8 protein-coding genes are annotated in these 17893 nt (G+C 74.1%); all 8 read left to right on the top strand.

Features of this window, described 5'->3' with window-relative positions; translation table 11 throughout:
* Positions 1–94 precede the first annotated feature (94 nt).
* The 8 genes from CLT75_RS11335 to CLT75_RS11300 are packed head-to-tail and all read left to right on the top strand — an operon-like array spanning position 95 to position 17870.
* A complete protein-coding gene (locus tag CLT75_RS11335; protein WP_135240766.1) occupies positions 95–934 on the top strand; it encodes a hypothetical protein in 840 nt (279 codons plus the stop codon).
* Between the two features lie 42 nt (positions 935–976).
* Positions 977–4420, top strand: a complete 3444-nt coding sequence (locus CLT75_RS11330; RefSeq protein ID WP_135240765.1) for a hypothetical protein — start codon at positions 977–979, stop codon at positions 4418–4420.
* Between the two features lie 2 nt (positions 4421–4422).
* On the top strand, positions 4423–4821 hold the full coding sequence (locus CLT75_RS11325) for a hypothetical protein (RefSeq protein ID WP_135240764.1): 399 nt from the start codon (positions 4423–4425) through the stop codon (positions 4819–4821).
* Positions 4818–8777, top strand: coding sequence for a type VII secretion protein EccCa (gene eccCa, locus CLT75_RS11320; RefSeq protein ID WP_135240763.1), 3960 nt, complete (start codon positions 4818–4820; stop codon positions 8775–8777). Before CLT75_RS11325 ends, eccCa begins: the two co-directional genes overlap by 4 nt.
* 13 nt (positions 8778–8790) lie before the next feature.
* Positions 8791–10200, top strand: coding sequence for a type VII secretion integral membrane protein EccD (gene eccD, locus CLT75_RS11315; protein ID WP_135240762.1), 1410 nt, complete (start codon positions 8791–8793; stop codon positions 10198–10200).
* Between the two features lie 6 nt (positions 10201–10206).
* Positions 10207–11565, top strand: a complete 1359-nt coding sequence (eccB, locus tag CLT75_RS11310) for a type VII secretion protein EccB (protein ID WP_135240761.1) — start codon at positions 10207–10209, stop codon at positions 11563–11565.
* Positions 11566–11572: 7 nt separating this feature from the next.
* Positions 11573–14581, top strand: coding sequence for a hypothetical protein (locus CLT75_RS11305; protein ID WP_135240760.1), 3009 nt, complete (start codon positions 11573–11575; stop codon positions 14579–14581).
* 4 nt (positions 14582–14585) lie between these two features.
* On the top strand, positions 14586–17870 hold the full coding sequence (locus CLT75_RS11300) for a right-handed parallel beta-helix repeat-containing protein (RefSeq protein WP_486485132.1): 3285 nt from the start codon (positions 14586–14588) through the stop codon (positions 17868–17870).
* The last annotated feature ends 23 nt before the right edge of the window (positions 17871–17893 follow it).

Below are 17893 nucleotides of genomic sequence, written 5' to 3'. Positions count from 1 at the left end.
GCGTCGTCCGTCCCCGGCCCGGTGAGCTAGACGACCCGGGCCGCTGGGGTCTGTGCCAACGTTCCGCCGTCGACACCCGAGTGGAGTGAGCTCCTTGGCCCGCATTGACTGGGGATACCCCAACGACAAAGCCATCAGCGCGATGAACGCCTACGGCATGGGCGACGCCGCCATCGGGAAGCCGGAGGGCACCACCCAGGCGGCGTACGACTCCTGGATGGCCTTCTACAACAAGCATCAGAACAGCCGCACCGGGGTGGATTTCGACAAGTGGAAGGACGAGGTCCGCGCCGAGCATCCGGAGTGGATCGAAGCCCGCGAGTGGTACGACAAGAACGTCCTCGACACCGACGGCTGGCGGAACCTCGTCAAGACGTACAAGGACAACATCACCGACCCGTCGAACGTGAAGCCGCCCGCGTTCACCGACAAGCCCGACTGGATCGACGAGGACAAGACCCCGACCGACTCGGGCTTCAAGCCGCCGGCGATCAACCCGACGTTCAAGGGTGACACCGCCTCGACCGGCGGCGTGGCGGTCAACACCGCCGCGCTGAAGTGGTTCGCCGAGGAGGTGCTGGGCAAGGTCACCGGTGCCGGGAACATCCTGCTCACCACTGCCGACCAGGTGGGCGCGATCGACCCGCGGCCCGGCGCCTTCGCCCGGGCCGAGGTGCTGCGGCAGGCGGTCGTCGGGGCGACCGCTCAGGACGGCGGCGTCAAGGGCGACATGAAGGACATGCTCGTCAACATGAACACCGCCCTACTCGCGGTGCGGACGGCCCTGCTGAAGATGGCCGTGGAGTACGACAACCTCGAAGAGCTGAACGCGCTGACCACCGACAAGCTCGGCGAGATCATGGGTGACTCCTTCAAGGGCCTGGACAACCTGAGCACCTACGGTCAGAAGATCATCAAGACCGACGGCAACTGACGCGGGCGGATCGGTCCGGCAGGTCGTGAAGAGGGACGGGGCATGGGGAACGGTCTCGGTGACAGCAAGCTCGACGGGTGGAACGACCCGGCGGAGCCGGAAGGAACCTTCCCGCCGAAGGTGATCCCCGTCGGCGACCTGTACGACTACCAGACCTGGGCGACCGAGACCCGGGGCTGGCGCAAGCTCAAGGCCGCGGTGAACGGCGGCGCCGCCGTGTTCAGCGAGGAAGGGCTGAAGTACGCGGCCAGCCGCGTCAACGTGGAGTCGGTGGTCGAGGCGGCCCGGGCCTTCCAGGCGACGCAGGATCTGCTGATCTGGCTCGAACAGACCATCCGCACCGCAGTCACCTCGATGGTCGGCGACGACAAGGCGTGGAAGGGGCCGGCGGCAAACGGGTTCCGCGACAAGATGAACTTCTACGCCGACCTGCTCGGCAAGCAGGCCGAGCACCTGGCCGGCGGCGCGGTTCCGGACTCCACCACGGCGGCCAACAGCATCAACTCCTCGACAAACGTCACGTCGCTGCCGTCGCAGCTCTACGACGCCGCCAACCACCTCTCCTGGGCCCAGCAGACGATCGCCTACCTGGACGGCGCCTGGGCGACGATCGCCTCCCAGAACGGCGTCGGCAGCGGCGACGGCCCGGTGCCGATCAGCGGCACCGAGTACGAGAAGCCGATGGCCCAGCAGATGGCCGAGGTCGTCCACACGGTCGCCGAGCAATACAAGATCACCACCGACAAGGCGGGGACGTCCGGGATCACCATGCCGCCGCCCAGCATCACCACGCCGACGATGCCGAACCTCACGATGCCGAACCTCACGACGCCGAACCTCACCACCCCGCCGACGGTGACCCCGCCGGGGTTCACCCCGCCCCCCGTCGGCGGCATCACCACGCCGGGGTTCACCACGCCGCCGAACATCACAGTGCCCACCATCACGCCGCCGAACCTGGCCGGCATCGGTGGTCCGGGCTCCGGCCAGGGGCCTGGCGCCATCACCCCGCCGTCGTTCTCCGGCCCCGGCGAGATCGGTGGTCCCACCCCCGGTGGCGGCAGCGGGTTGCCCGGCTTCGACGCGCCGGGCATCAACGGGCCGGGGGGCGTCGGCTTCCCGGGCGCCGGCGTACCGGGCGGTGGCGTGCCGGGCGGGGGCGGCCTGCCGGGCGGGCTCGGTCCCGGTGTCGTTCCGCCGGGCATCAAGCCGCCCGGCTCGGCCAACCTCGGCGGCGGCGCGGGCGGTGCCGGATCGGTCAAGCCGCCGTCGTTCTCCGGACCGGGTGAGGTGGGCGGCCCGAAGCCCGGGGCGGGCACGGGCACGGGAACAGGCATCGGCAAACCGGGCGGCGGGTTCACCGCGCCGAGCATCCCGGGATTCGGCCCACCCGGCGGCGCCGGCCCCGGCGCGGGCGGCAGCCCCGGGCTGCCGGAGAAACCGGACGCGAACGGGCTGCTCGGCAACAGCGACGACTTCGCCCCCGGGGCCGTCAACGGCGTGGACATCCCCGCGGCTCCGGGTGGCGCCGTGCCCGGTGGCGGCGGCTTCCAGTCACCGATGATGCCGGGCATGCCCGGCGCGGGCGCTCCCGGCGCCGGTGCCGGTGGCGGCTCCGGCGTCCCCGATGCACCGGATGCCAAGGGCCTGGTGGAGGGCGACGAGGCGGACTGGCGGTCACCCGGGTTCGACGGCGTGCAGGTTCCCGGCGCACCGGCCGGCGCCTCGTCCGGCGGCGCCGGGCTGGGCGCCGGCATCCCGCCCATGCCCGGCATGCCGGGGCCCGCCGGCGGCGCGACGAACCCCGGTGGGGCCGAGTCCCCCGACGCCCGGGGACTCGTCAGCGGCGACCCCGAGACCTGGGGCCCGGTGGGTGTGGACGCGGGCGTGCCGGACGGGTCGGGCGGCGCGCCGGCCGGTGGCGACGGGCTCGGCGTCGACGGCCCGCAGATCCCCGCCGCGCCCGTGGCCCCGGGCGTCGGCGTCGACTCGCCGGTCACGGCGCCGGCCGGCGCCGCGATGCCGATGATGCCGGGGGCGCCGGGTGCGCCGGGCGCCGGTGCGGGCGCGCCCGCCCGTGTGCCGGACGCGCCGGACGCCTCCGGACTGATCGAGGCGGACGCCGACGACTGGCGCCCGTCGACCCCCGACGCCGGTGCGCCGCAGGCGCCCACGGGAGCGGGCACCGGCGGCGCCGGACTGGTGGAGCCGGTCCCCGCCGTGCCGCCGAGCACCGGTGTGACGCTCCCGAGCACCGACGTGACGGCACCGGTCGCCGGTGTGGTGCCACCGATGGTCGGCCCGCCGGGCAGCAACGCGCCCGCCGGCACCACACCCCGTACCGCACCGGGCGCGTCGGATCTGATCCGTCCGGACCAGACCGACTGGACCCCGGCCCGACCGGAGGACTGCTCGCCGGAGACGGGCGACGGCACCGCAGCCGGTGGCACGGGCCTGGACGGTTCCGCACCGGTCGTGGACGCGTCCGGCCCGCAGCCGGGGCTCGGTGACGGCACGGCGGGTCTCGACGGTTCTGCGCCGGACACCGGTGTGCCCGGCTCGCAACCGGACGGTCCGGCCGTTGGCCTGGACCCGGGCGTGCCGGGGGCCGCCGTCGAGGAACCGGCCGCGCTTGACGTTCCGGCAGCACCCGTGTCCGGCATCGGTGGTACGCCGGGCGCACCCGCACCCGAGGTGATCGCACCGCCGACGGCGGTGGAGGTGCCGACCGTGGTCGACCTGTCCCCGGCGGTGGAACCGCCGTCACAGGCCGAGCCGCCCGCGGCGGTCGCACCGCCTCCAGCCGTCGCGTCGCCTCCGGCCGTCGTGCCGCCTCCAGCCGTCGCGTCGCCTCCGGCGGAGCCGGCGGTCGGCGGTGTCGTGGCGGCTCCGGTGATCGTCGGTCAGCCGGGCGTGCCCGGCGTGCCCGCCCAGCCGGGCCAGCCCGCTCAGCCCGGCCCGGCGGCGAACCCACCGGCCCTGGCAGCCGCGCCGAGCCAGCCCGCGCAGCCGAACCAGCCCGCGCAGCCGAACCAACCGGCCTCGCCGGGGGGCGGCAGTCCGGAGGGGACGCACCGGAAGGCCGGCGTCGCGGCTGCCGTGGCCGAGGGCGAGGTGGCGGTCGCGGTCCCCGGCGCGCTCGGCCTGGCTGGCGCCGCCGCCGTGGCCGGACTCGCCGGCCCCGGCCCGCAGGCGTCCGGCCGCGCGACGTCCGGCGCGGATCCCGACGACCCGGCCCGGGCCGGTACGGTGCGGTCCCGCTCCGATCGCGACGACGACCGCGAGCCCGGCGCCGGCCGGGAGCCCGCCGCCGGGCTGCGCGAGGACGACGCCGTCTGGGGCGGTGACCGTGCCCGGCCGGCGGCCGACGACCACGTGCCGCTGGTCCGGCCGGACGACGACCCCGACGACACGACGGGCTGGGACGACCTCAGCGACGCGGACTGGCTGACCGGTCCGTCAGCGGACGAGGGCAGGGAAGGGTGACCATGTCGGAGACACCACAGCCCCCGCGCGCCGTGTGGCGGCGGGTCGCGCCCGCGAAGGCGCCCCGGCCGGCGGACGGCACGTTCGACTTCTTCAGCGCCGACCTGGAGAAGATGCGCCGGTGTGGCGAGCCCGGCGTCAGCGACGCCGAGTTCACGATGTCGCTCGCCGAGGAGGAGAAGGCGGCGGCCGCCCGCGCCGAGGCGTTCTGGGCCGGGCAGGAGCGACGCCGCAGGGACGAGGAGGAGCGGGCGAAGAAGGAGAAGAAGCGTCAGGCCGAGGAGGACGACGACGTCAAGGTGGCCGAGCGCTACCGCAACGACCGCTACGCGGTGAAGCTGCTGCGCCAGGAGCGCACCGTCTGGGGCGGCGACGGCGCCGACGCGGGGACGCTCGGATGAGTACGGTCACCGTCAAGCGCCCGCCCCGCGCGCCGGGCCCGGAGGCGCCGGAAGGCTCGATCGAGCTCCAGGAGCCGCCGCTGATGGCGGAGGAGGCCCCGCTCGACTTCCGCTCGTTCGCGATGGTCGTGCCGATGGGCCTCGGCATGGGCGCGATGCTCGCCATGTTCGGCCTCTACAACCGCACCCCCGTGATGTACGTGATGGGCGGCGCGATGGCCGGCGGCATGCTGCTCATGGGCGTCATGCAGATCGGCCGCGCGGCCGCCGAGCGCAAGCGCAAGATGCGCGGCGAGCGGCGTGACTTCCTCCGCTACATCGGGCAGCTGCGCAAGCAGGCCCGCGAGGCGGCCGACCAGCAGCGCCGGCACGTGCTGTGGAACAACCCGCAGCCGGGCTGGCTGTGGTCGATCGCGATGGGCAGCCGGCTGTGGGAGCGCCGGCCCAGCCACGACGACTTCGGCCGGGTGCGGATCGGTCTCGGCCGGCAGACGGCGATGCTGAAGTTCAACCCGCCGTCCACCAAGCCGATCGAGGATCTCGAACCGCTGTCGTCGATCTCGCTGCGGCGGTTCTCCGAGGCGTACCGGACGGTGTCCGGCATCCCCACCTCCGTCGGCCTGCCGAGCTTCACCAGCGTCGAGTTCGAGGGCGCGATCGACCCGGCGATCGACCTGGCCCGCGCCATGGTGGCGCAGCTCGCCACGTTCCACGCCCCGGACGAGCTGCGGATCGCGGTGCTCGCCGCCGAGGTGCACCGGGGCCCGTGGGAATGGGTCAAGTGGCTGCCGCACAACGCGCACCCCACCGCGTACGACGCGGCCGGCCCGGTGCGGATGTTCGCCGGCAGCCACGACGCGCTGATGGACATGCTCGGCCCGGAGATCACCGACCGGGGCGACCACGACCGGGCCGTCAAGTCGACCACCAGCGAGCCGTTCCTGGTGATCGTCGCGCACCTGGTGGACCTGCCGGACAGCTCCCGCCTGCTCGGCGCGGGCATCCGCAACGTGGTGCTGCTCGACCTGACCGGCGCGATGCCCGGGGGCCCCAAGGTGCTGCGGCTGACAGTCACCGACGACGTCGTGGAGTTCCCGGCCGGCGCCACGACCGGTACGGCCACACGCGACGGTCTGGACCGGACCCAGTGCGAGGCGCTCGCCCGGATCATCGCGCCGAAGCGGACCAGCGGCACCCTGGAGGTCTCCGACGAGCCGCTGGACACCAGCTTCGAGCTGACCACGCTGCTCGGCATCCGCGACGCCATGACCTTCGACGTGCAGGCGCTGTGGCGTACGCGGACCCCGCAACGCAACCGCCTCATGGTGCCGATCGGCGTCACCGAGGAGGGCGAGGTCATCGAGCTGGACCTGAAGGAGTCCGCGCAGGGCGGCATGGGACCGCACGGCCTGCTCATCGGCGCCACCGGCTCGGGCAAGTCCGAGCTGCTGCGTACCCTCGTCTGCGGACTGGCCGCGACGCACAGCTCGGAGATCCTCAACCTGGTGCTGGTCGACTTCAAGGGCGGCGCCACGTTCCTCGGCATGGACAAGCTGCCGCACACCTCGGCGGTGATCACGAACCTGGCCGACGAGCTGCCGCTGGTCGACCGGATGCAGGACGCGCTCAACGGCGAGATGACCCGGCGGCAGGAGATGCTGCGCGCCAGCGGCTACGCCTCGCTGTTCGACTACGAGAAGGCGCGCGGCAACGGCGCCCAGCTCGTGCCCTTCCCGGTGCTGCTGATCATCGTGGACGAGTTCAGCGAGCTGCTGTCCAGCAAGAGCGAGTTCATGGACCTGTTCGTGTCCATCGGCCGGCTCGGCCGGTCGCTCGGCGTGCACCTGCTGCTCGCCTCCCAGCGCCTGGACGAGGGCCGGATCAACCGGGTCGAGGGGCACCTGTCGTACCGGCTGGCGCTGCGCACGTTCTCCTCGATGGAGTCGCGGTCGGTCATCGGCGTGGGCGCGGCGTACGAGCTGCCGCCCGAGCCGGGCAACGGCTACCTGAAGGTCGACACCACGAACCTGGTGCGCTTCAAGGCGGCGTACGTCTCGGGCGCGTACACCGGAAGTGGACGCTACGGCGGCGTCGCGGACGCCGGGGACGAGCCGGCCGCGGACGTGGTGCCGTTCACCACCCGGCAGGTCGCGGTGCGCCACGACCCCGGGCCGGAGCGCCCGGCCGAGCAGGTCGAGGAGCCCGCCGCCGACGCGAACGGGCCGAGCCTGGTCGAGGTGCTGCTGGACCGGCTCACCGGCTCGGGCCCGCCGGCCCGCCAGGTCTGGCTGCCGCCGTTGTCCAGTGCGCCCAGCCTGGACTCGCTCATGCCGAGCGTGCTGCCCGACCCGGTCCGCGGCATGACCATCGACGACCCGACCGTCCAGGGTGGCCTGCGGGTTCCGGTGGGCGTGGTGGACCGGCCCGCCGAGCAGCTGCGCGAGCTGCTGGTGGTCGACCTGAACGGTGCCGACGGCCACGTCGGCATCGCGGGCGCCCCGCAGAGCGGCAAGTCGACGCTGCTGCGCAGCCTGATCCTGGCGCTGTCGCTGGCGAACACGCCCCGCGAGGTGCAGTTCTACGGCCTCGACTTCGGCGGTGGCGGCCTCGCCTCGATCGCCGGCCTGCCGCACGTCGGCTCGATCGCGACCCGGATGGAACGCGACCGCGTAGTCCGGACGGTCGAGGAGGTCCTCCAGGTCATGGAGAAGCGGGAGGCCGAGTTCGCGCGGCACGGCCTCGACTCCATGTCCAGCTATCTCGCGAAGGTCGCCGAGGGGGTGATCGAGGACGGCTTCGGGCACGTCTTCCTGGTCATCGACGGCTGGTACACGATGAAGCAGGACTTCCAGGAGCTGGAGCAGAAGTTCCAGGAACTCGCCTCGCGTGGCCTGTCCTTCGGCGTGCACGTGATCGTCACCGCGACCCGCTGGTCGGAGCTGCGTACCTGGATGCGTGACCTGCTCGGCACGAAGCTGGAGCTGCGGCTCGGCGACGCGATGGAGTCCGAGCACGGCTCCCGCAAGGCGGCCACGGTGCCCAACCAGGTCGGCCGCGGCCTCACCGCCGGCGCGCTGCACTTCCTGGCCGCGCTGCCCCGGATGGACGGTAGCTCCGAGGTGGGCGACCTGGCCGAGGCGACCAAGTCGGTGGTCGAGGAGATCGGCACGTTCTGGCCCGGCCCGGCCGCCCCGCCGGTACGCATGCTCCCCGCGCACCTGATGGTCGAGACGCTGCCGCCGCCCGAGTCCGACTTCAAGTTCGTCATCGGGCAGGACGAGCAGCGTCTCGCCCCGGTCTGGCACGACTTCATGGCCACCCCGCACATGCTGGTCTTCGGCGACAGCGAGACCGGCAAGACCAACCTGCTCCGGCTCGTCCTGCGGTCCATCCAGCAGCACTACCCGCCGGAGCGGGCGAAGGTGGTGCTCGGCGACTCGCGCCGCGACCTGGACACCGCGATCGGCGCCGCGTACCAGGTGGGCTTCGCGTTCACCGGCGACAAGATGCACGAGCTGGCCGGCCAGGCGTCGGTCTCGATGAACCGGCGGATGCCCGGGGCGGACGTCTCGTCCGAGCGGATGCGCAAACGCGACTGGTGGGACGGGCCGGAGCTGTTCGTCATCGTCGACGACTACGACCTGATGACCAAGAGCACCGGGATGGGCTCGACGCTCGACCCGCTCCTGCCGTTGCTGGCCCAAGGCGCCTACATCGGCCTGCACGTGATCGTCGCGCGGAGCACCTCCGGCGCGATGCGGGCCATGATGGACCCGGTGATCCGGCGGATGTGGGAGCTGGGCACGCCCGCGACGCTCTTCTCCTACCCGAAGGAGGAGGGCAAGTTCCTCGGCGAGGCGAAGCCCCGCCAACTGCCGCCCGGGCGCGCCCAGCTCGTCACCCGGCGCGGCGTACGCCTGATGCAGACCGGTTTCGTGTCGGACACGGCCCGATGAGAGAGGCTCACTGGTGACCGCAGCGCTGAACGACCAACTGTGCCGGATCACGGTGATCGGGCCGGCCCGCCGGGCCGACCTGGCCGTACCGGCCCGGATGCCGGTGGCGAACCTCATGCCGCTGCTGGTGCGGCACACCACCGACCTGGCCCGGGTGCCCGACGGCGAGGTGCCCGACGAGTCGTGGGTGCTGCAACGCCTCGGCCAGGCGCCGTTCGAGCTCTCCGGCACGCCGGAGAGCCTGGACTGGCTGGAGGGCGAGGAACTGCACCTGCGCCCGGCGCAGGACCCGCTGCCCGAACTCGACTTCGACGACCTGGCCGAGGGCGTCGCCACGGTGGTCAACCGGCGGGCCGACAGGTGGCAGCCGGAGTATCGCCGGGTGCTGTTCCTGGTGCTCTCCCTGGTGGCGATGGGCCTGATCGCCGCCGTACTCGTGGACCGGGGCCCGGTGCTGCCCCAGGTGATCGCCGGCGCGGTGCTCGCGGCCGGGCTGTTCACCGCGGCGATCGTCAGCGCCCGCCAGCAGACCGACGGCGCGTTCCCGCTGCTGTTCGGCGGCGGCGCGGCGTTCTTCGCGGCGGTCGCCGCATCCAGCGCCGTCGACGGCGACCCGGACGGCGTGGCCTGGACCGCCGCCGCCGGGCTGGCCGCCGCCGTCGCGGTCGTCGGGGTGGCCGCGATCCTGCTGATCGCGCAGCGGACGGTCACACCGGTCATGCCGTTCGCCCCGCTGCTGATCGTCGCGCTGACCGCCGCGATGGTGGTGCTCGTCCTGCTGGCCGGCGACGGGTTCGCGCTCACCGCGCCGCAGGTGTCCGCGGTGGCGGTGTCGGTGATCCTGGTGCTGATCGTGATCGCGCCCCGGGCGGCGGTGAAGCTGGCCCGGCTGCGCGGACCGCAGCTACCGAAGACCGGCGCCGACATGTCGTACGACATCGAGCCGGAGGACTCCGACCTGGTCAAGTCGCGCGCCGACGAGGCGGACACCTACCTGACCGCCTGCATGACCGCGTCCGCGCTGGTCCTGCCGGTGCTGATGCACCACACCATGCGGGCGCCGGGCTGGTCCGGGTGGACGCTCGTGCTCGTGACATCGAGTGCAATCCTGTTGCGCTCGCGTACCTTCTTCGGTTTCTGGCAGCGGGTCGCCCTGGTCGCGGCCGGTACCGTCGGCTACCTCATGGTGGCCCTGATGTTCTCCGACAAGCTCGCCCCGACCGGCCGGTACGTCCTGCTCGGCGGGCTCGTCGCCCTTCTGGTGCCGCTGGTGATGGCCGCGCTGCGGCCGTGGCCGCGGCGCATGCTGCCGTTCTGGGAGTACACGGCCGGCGGGCTGGACGTCGCCACCGGCCTGGCCGTGCTGCCGGTGCTCGCCCAGGTGCTGGGGCTCTACGCCTGGGCCCGCGGACTCTTCGGGTAGCCGGCCGTGCAGACCCAGCGCGACCACGTCCACGCCCACCAGTTCATGATGGGCCGGTTGAGTTCCGCCCTGGTGCAGGGCGACCCGTCCACGGCGGAGATACCCGGGCAGCGTGCCGTCACCGGCCTGGCCTTCGGCGTGCTCATCAGCGTCCTGGTCGTGGCCGGGTTCGCCGTCTACGGCTGGATCGTGCCCGGCGGCAGCAAGGCGTACACCCGCAGCGGCGTGATCCTGGTGGAGAAGGAGAGCGGCAACCGGTACGTCTACCTCGACGGCGTGCTGCGCCCGACGCCGAACCTCACCTCGGCCATGCTGATCCAGGGCAGCGGCGCCACCGTGAAGCTCATCTCCCAGGAGTCGATCAAGGACGTTCCGCGCGGACCGTCGATCGGCATCGACGGCGCGCCGCAGTCGGTCGCCACCGGGTCGATGGTCGCCGGCCCGTGGCTGGCCTGCCTGCCCGGCTCGGTCACCGACGAACCCGGCTACCGGCTCGGCCTCAACCTCGACCCGCGCGCCGAGGCCGTCCCGCTGCCGGCCGACCGCTTCGCCGTCGTCCGCGCCGCCGACGACGGACCCACCTACCTGGTGACCGCCGGCCGCAGGCACCGGGTCGCCGACCCGGCGGTGCTCGTCGCGCTCGGCGCCACCACCACCCGCAAGGTGCCCGCACCACAGGACTGGCTCGACTTCCTGCCCGACGGGCCGGACCTGGCCCCGGCCACGATCCCCGGCGCGGGCCGCTCCGGGCGGGTCGGCGACCGGACGTACCCGATCGGCACGCTGTTCCGGCAGCGGCCCGACACCGGCGTCGAGCAGCTGCTGGTGCTGCGCCGCGACGGCCTCGCGCCGCTGAGCCGGACCGAGTTCCTGCTCGCCACCGCCACCTCCGGGGAGGAGCCGGTGGAGCTGAGCGCCGCCGGCCTCGCCGCGGCCCGGATGTCGGCGGACCGGTCACTGCTCACCCGGCTGCCCGACCTGACCGGCCTCACCCCGCAGGAACCCGGCCCGTACGCGCTGTGCCTGCGCCAGAGCCCGGTGGACGGGACACGGTTCGACAGCACCGCCGTGCTCGCCCCGCTGGCCCGCTCCGGCGTCCGCCCCGACGGCCGCGCGACGGTGCTCACCGCGCCCGGCAGCGGCATGGCGGTGCTCCCGGCTCCGGTTGGTTCGGGTGCGGCGCAACCCCTGCCCACGTACATCGCGGACGACGGAAAGGCGTACCCGATCGGCGACCAGGACGCGGTACGGGCGCTCAAGCTCGACCGGGTCGTGAACGTTCCCTTCCCGAGAGAACTGCTCGCGCTGGTGCCCCAGGGACCGGCGCTGAGCATGAGGGCCCTCGCGGCCGCAGAAGTGGGGTAGGTCGATCATGGCAACCCGGTTCCGGGACCTGTTCGGCGGCGGCAAGGACCGCCCCGAGGGCGTCGTCCAGCACACCGTCGGCAACGCCCTGGTGGTGCACGCCGAGGACGCCATCAGCCCGGAGGCCCAGTCGCTGGCGCTGTCCATGATCGAGGACGCGGAGAACGACGTGGTCGTGCTCGACCTCGGCGACGGCATGCCGATCAGCGCGTGGGAGTCGATGGCCGGGGTGCTGCCGCGCCGCCGCCGCGGCATCCGGCTCATCGCCTGCGGCCGGCACGGCAACTCCGCGGCGATGGCCGGTCAGTGGCTGGCCGAACGCCTCAACCGCACCGTCATCGCCCCGGACGGCGACCTGGTACGCGGCTCCGCCGGAACGCTGTTCGTCCACTCCGCCCCGGGCAGCGGCTGGGTACGGTTCCGGCCCGGCCGTCCGCCCGCCTGGGACGCCAAGCGCTACCCGACGCCGCGATGGGACCGGGCCGCGATCGACACCCGGCCGTCCAGCGCCACCGCCGAGATCGAACCGATCCCCGCCGGGGTCTGGATCCACAGCAACCGCGACCCGCAGGTGGTCGACCCGCAACGGCAGCGGCTCACCGCGTACGTGCCCTGCCGGGCCGAGACCATGACAGTGCTGCTGGGCTGCCCCGGCACGCCGCCGCTGTCGCTCGACGACGTGGTGCGCTTCTGGCGCGGACTCGACGAGGAGAACCGCCAGCGGGTGCGCTTCGTGCAGTTCGGCGAGGTCCGCATCCCCGAGGGCGAGGCGTTCGGCCAGGCGCTCGCCGACCTGCTGAACACCGACGTCACCTGCTACACCGGCGTACCGATCGGCAGCCCGCACCGGTACGAGATCCGTACCGTGCTGCCGGACGGCGCGTTCGGCTGGGCGCCGTACGCGCTCGAACTGTCCTACACGCCCCGGGCACACCCCAACTCGCGGGCCCGCCGGCCCGCCGTGCTCAGCCACCGCCCGCCGCTGCCCGGCGCCGAGGAGGTCGCGCCCCGGGTCTACTGGTTCGCCCCCGGCGCCGTGGTCGAGGTGGTGCAGACCGGTCTCTGGGTACGCTCCACCGTCGAGCCGAAGAACGCCGAGCAGGTCCGGTCCGCGATGCTCGACGCGGGCAGCGGCACGCTCGTCTTCGACGACACCGTCCACTCCACCGCCCACCGGATGCGGGAGCTGGCGCTCGACCTGGCCGCACGCGTCGACGGCATGGCGGGTACGAGTCGCGCGCTGATGCCGGCGTCGGTGCTGGTGCCCGGCGCGAAACCGGCCAGCCGGGCCGAGGTGGTCATCGACCTGGAAGCCGAGACGCGGGCGGTGGGCACGACCCTGCCGGTGCCCGCGTACATGGAGGCCGCCCCGCCCGCGCCTGTCGCACCGCCCGCGGCGGACAGCGTGGTGGTCGCCGCTCCCGCCCCGGTCCCGGCTCTCCCCGCCGACAGGGAGCAGGCACCCGCGTCACGGGCGTCCTCCGCGCCGCCGCTGCCTGCACCACCCGCGGTGCCGCTTCCGGTCGCGCCCGCACTGCCGCCGCCCCCGGTCGCGCCGCTCGTGTCCGACCTGCCCGACCTGCCCGAGCCGCCCTCGGCGCCGCTCGTGTCCGACCTGCCCGAGCCGCCCACGGTGTCGCTCGTGTCCGAGCTGCCGGCCCCGCCCGCGGTGCCACTGCCGGGCGCCCCGCCGGTCACCCCAGTGGTGGCCGTCCCCACGCCGCCGGTCGCCCCCGTCGAACCGGTCGCTCCCGCCGCGTCGGCCACCGCTGCCGGACCGGTCGCCTCGGTCGAGCCGACCACCCCCGTCACGCCCGTCGCATCGGCGGCACCGGCCGGGCCTGTCGCCGTCGGGCCGGGGAACGGGGCCTCGGCGGCACCCGCCGAGGACGCCGCACACGACCCGTACCCCGCGCCGCCCACCATGCCGGCGGGTTTCGGCGAGCCGGCGCCGCCGACCATGCCCGCCGGTTTCGGCCGGGCGCTCGCGACGCCGCCGGTGGCGGCCGGGCCGGTGGCGCCGCCGCCCCCGGTCGCGGCCCCGCCGTCGACGGCCGTCGACCTGCCTTCCGTCCCGCCCGCCGGGGCCGGTCCAGCGGACGCCGCCGAGCCCGCGAAGACCGCCGGGCCCGCCGGGCCCGCCGGGCAGGCCGGGCCGGCCGAACCGGCGGAGGACGCCGAGCCGTCCGAGGTGGCCGCCGAGGCGCGGGTGCAGCCGGTGCCCTCGGCCGGCGCGGGCGCGCTGCTGTCGGAGAGGAAGGGGCTCGCCGACGAGCGCGCCTGGCTGCGCCGCACGCTCAGCCGCGAGTTCGACGTGATGGCCAGCTCGGTGTCCCGGATCATGTCCGAGCACCCGGGCATGCAGGGCTCGGGTGTGTCCACCGAGGACGTGCTCGCCGACTCGGTCGCGCTGCGGCTCTACCTGACCGGCCGGGGACCGGGCGTCGACGCCGGCCTGCGCTCCGGCCGGAAGGGACCGCACGTGCCGTTCGCGCGTTGCGTGGTCGCCGGGGTGTCCCGGATGCCGTCGTTCCGGGGCACCACCGTCTACCGGCTGTCGCCGACCGACGGGGAGTGGGCGCTCTACCAGGACCGGCGGCTGGTCACCGACTGGAGCTTCGTCAACGCGCTGACCCAGCCGTGCGCGTCCGAGGACGGCGACACCGACGTGCTGATCTGGTCGATGACCGCCCGCCGGACCAGCCTGCTGGAGCCGGAGGGGGCCGAGCACGTCGAGGACCGGGTGCTGTTCCTGCCCGGTACGAACTTCAAGGTGCTGGACCTGCGCCGGCCCTCGGCGGGCGAGCGCGGCGCGGTCATGCTGCGGGAGATCGGCGCCAACGAGATCGACGACACCGGCCGGGTCGACTCCAACCGGGTGTCGCTGGACGAGCTGGCGATCACGTCGCTGCGGCGCAGCGTGGACCGCTGGGCCACGGCCGAGCCCCGGGTACGCATCGGCGCGGCGGCCCGCGGGCGTCTGCGGGTGCTGCCCGGGCTGGACCGGAAGGGATGACGCGGTGAGTCGGCAGGTTCTTGTGGTGGGCGACCGGAAGCCGGGGTCCTATCCGACGATCGGCTCCGCGCTGTCCCGGGCCGAGCCCGGCGCCACGATCGACGTCCACCCCGGCCGGTACGTCGAGAAGCTCGTGGTCGGTGACCGGGTGACGATCAGCGCGGCCCAGCCCGGCACCGTCGAGGTGCACGTGGAGGAGGGCAGCGTCCTCGTCGTCCGCGGCGAGGGCGCCCAGCTGCGCGGTATCACGCTCAGCAGCGCCGACACGACGCTGGCGGCGGTAGACGTGTACGCGGGCGAGGTGGCGCTCGACGACTGCCGGGTCAGCGGCGCCTCCTGGGTGACGCTGCTGGCCCGGATGCAGGGCACCGTCGCGCTGCGGGGCTGCGACGTGACCAGCTCGGCGGGCGCGGGCGTGGTGGTGATGTCGGCCGGGTCGAGCACGATCGAGGACACCGACGTCCACGACGTCGCCACGAGCAGCGTGGTGGCGGGGGAGCAGAGCGCGCTGACGCTGCGCCGGTGCCGCCTGCGGACGGCCGGTGCGAACAGCGTGTGTGTCGGCGGCGACGCCCGGCTCACCATCGAGCAGTGCGAGATCACCGGCGCCGGCAAGCCCGCCCTGGTGGTCGAGCAGCGTGCCTGGGCCCGCATCCGCGGCCTGTCCGTCACCGGCAGCGGCAACGTCGACGTCTTCGTCCGGGGCGAGGCGGACGCGCAGATCAGCGACTCGACGTTCACCGGCGCCGCGGTGCAGTCGGCGCACATCGCCGAGGGCGCGTCGCCGTCGTTCCGGAACTGCACGTTCGGCGGTGCCGGCCACACCGCCGTGCAGGTGCTCGGCGGTGGCCGGCCGACCTTCACCGACTGCACCGTCGAGGACGCGCCGGTGGGCATCGCCGTCAACGGCGGCGCGCCCCGGTTCCTCGGGCTGACCGTGCGGGGCACGCGCGACAACGTCGCCGTGCTCGCCGGTGAGTCGGCTGTCGTGCTCCAGCGGCTACGCGCCGAGATCACCACCGGCGGCGGGGTGCTGGTCCAGGACGGCGCCTCGCTGGAGGGCACCGACCTGGTGGTGGACGCGGGCGAGGCGACGGCGCTCGCGCTGACCGGCCCCGCGCGCGGCGTCGTCCACGAGGCCCGCCTCACCGGCACCGGCGCGGCCTGCGTCCGGGTCGGCGCCGGCGCCGACCTGACGCTGCGCGCGGCCCTGCTGCGCGGTTCCGGCGCGCTGGCCGAGGGCGACCTCCAGCTCGGGGACAGCGAGATCGTCGGCGCGGCCCGCGACGGCCTGCGGGTCACCGGGTCGGCGACCGTCACGCAGACCCGGGTGCGGGACGCCCGGGCCGACGGGATCGTCTTCGCGGCGGGCTCCCGGGGGTCGGTGAGCGACGGGGAGGTGCTCGGCAGCGGCGCGGCCGGCATCGGCGTGGACACCGTGGAGCCGGTAGCGCTCACCCGGTGCGTGGTGCGCGACAGCGGCGCCGAGGACGTCCGCCGCGCGCCCGGCGCCACAGTGACCACCGAGGCGCTGACGGTGGGCCGCCCGCAGGCCACGCCGGCGCCCGCCGGCCCGCCGGCCGCCGCGCCAGCCCCGGTCGCCGACGACGGGGGTACGGCGGAGGACGGCGCGGACGAGCTGAGCGAGCCGCTTCGCGAGCTGAACGGGCTGATCGGCCTGCGCGGGGTGAAGCAGGAGGTCACCGCGCTGATCAACCTGATCAAGATGTCGCAGGTCCGGCTCCAGATGGGCCTGCCGATGCCGCCGATGAGCCGGCACCTGGTCTTCGCCGGCCCGCCCGGCACCGGTAAGACCACAGTGGCCCGCCTGTACGGCTCGGTGCTCAAGGAGCTGGGCATCCTGTCCAAGGGCCACATGGTGGAGGCGGCGCGGGCCGACCTGGTGGGCCAGTACATCGGCTCCACCGCGATCAAGACGACCGAGCTGGTCACCAAGGCGCTCGGCGGCGTGCTCTTCATCGACGAGGCGTACACGTTGTCCAGCGGCTCGGGCGGCTCCGGGCCGGACTTCGGCCAGGAGGCCATCGACGCGCTGATGAAGATGATGGAGGACCACCGCGACGAACTGGTGGTGATCGTCGCGGGCTACTCCGAGCTGATGGAGCAGTTCCTCGCCTCCAACCCCGGCATGGCGTCCCGGTTCACCCGCACCATCGAGTTCCCGAACTACTCCGTCGAGGAACTCGTCACCATCACCTCGAACCTGGTCAGCAAGCACTACTACGAGCTGACCGACGACGCGGTGGAGGCGCTCACCGCCTACTTCACCCGGGTGCCGAAGAACGCCACGTTCGGCAACGGCCGGGTGGCCCGCAAGCTGTTCGAGGCGCTGATCAACAACCAGGCGTCGCGCCTGGCCACCACGCCGCCCACGAAGGACAACGAACTCAACCGGCTCACCGCCGCCGACGTCGAACCCGAGCTGGCGCTGCTGGAGGACCTGCCGGTCGAGCAGGGCGAGCAGCCCGACGCGGCGACCGACCCGACCGGCGCCATCAACGCGGCCCGCAGCTGGAAGCGGATCTGCGGCCTGGTCGGCGGGCAGCGGGTCAAGGAGGCGGCCGGGCAGACGCTGCTGCAGCTCTGCGAGGGACGCAACCGCCGGCGCGGCCCCGGCCGCACCGGCAACGTGCTGCTCGGCGGTCGGGCCGGCAGCGGCCGCAGCGAGTACGCCCGGCTGTACGCGGCATGCCTGTCGGAGCTGGGCCTGGTGCCGGTCGGGCAGCTGGTGCGGGTGAGCACGAGCCGGGAGCTGGCGCCGCAGTGGCCCGGCCAGGCCGGCAGTCTGGTGGACGCGGTCCTCGACGACGCGGCCGGTGGCGTGCTCCTGCTCGACTACGTCGACGACGCCTCCGGCGTCGCGCCGGAGATCGCCGAGGCGCTCGTGAACCGGATGCGCTCCCGGCTCGGTGATCCGGTGGTGGTGCTGACCGGCGAGGAGGCGGCCCTGGCGAGCCTGCGGGCAGCGGTGCCGGCGGTGAACGAGGTGTTCGGCCAGCAGTGGTCGGTGCCCGAGTTCAGCACCGACGAGCTGGCCGCGATCGTGCTGCGGCACCTGGTGCGGCGGGGCCACGAGGTGCCCGACGACGTGCGGGCCGCGCTGACGCAGCTGGCCGGCCGGCTGCCCGAGCGTACCGTCCACGCCGCCCACCAGTTCTCGCTCGCGCTGACCCGGCGCACCGGCTCCCGTACCCTCGCGCTCGCCGACCTGGCCGCGCCCGGCCCGGCGGCCGGCGAGCGGCTCGGCGGCCTGGCCGCCGTCGGCTGACCACCCGACCGTCCCCCACAGAA

Source organism: Micromonospora sp. CNZ285 (genome assembly GCF_004637285.1).
Note: the sequence above shows the minus strand (reverse complement) of the source record. Positions and strands in the feature narration are given on the sequence as shown.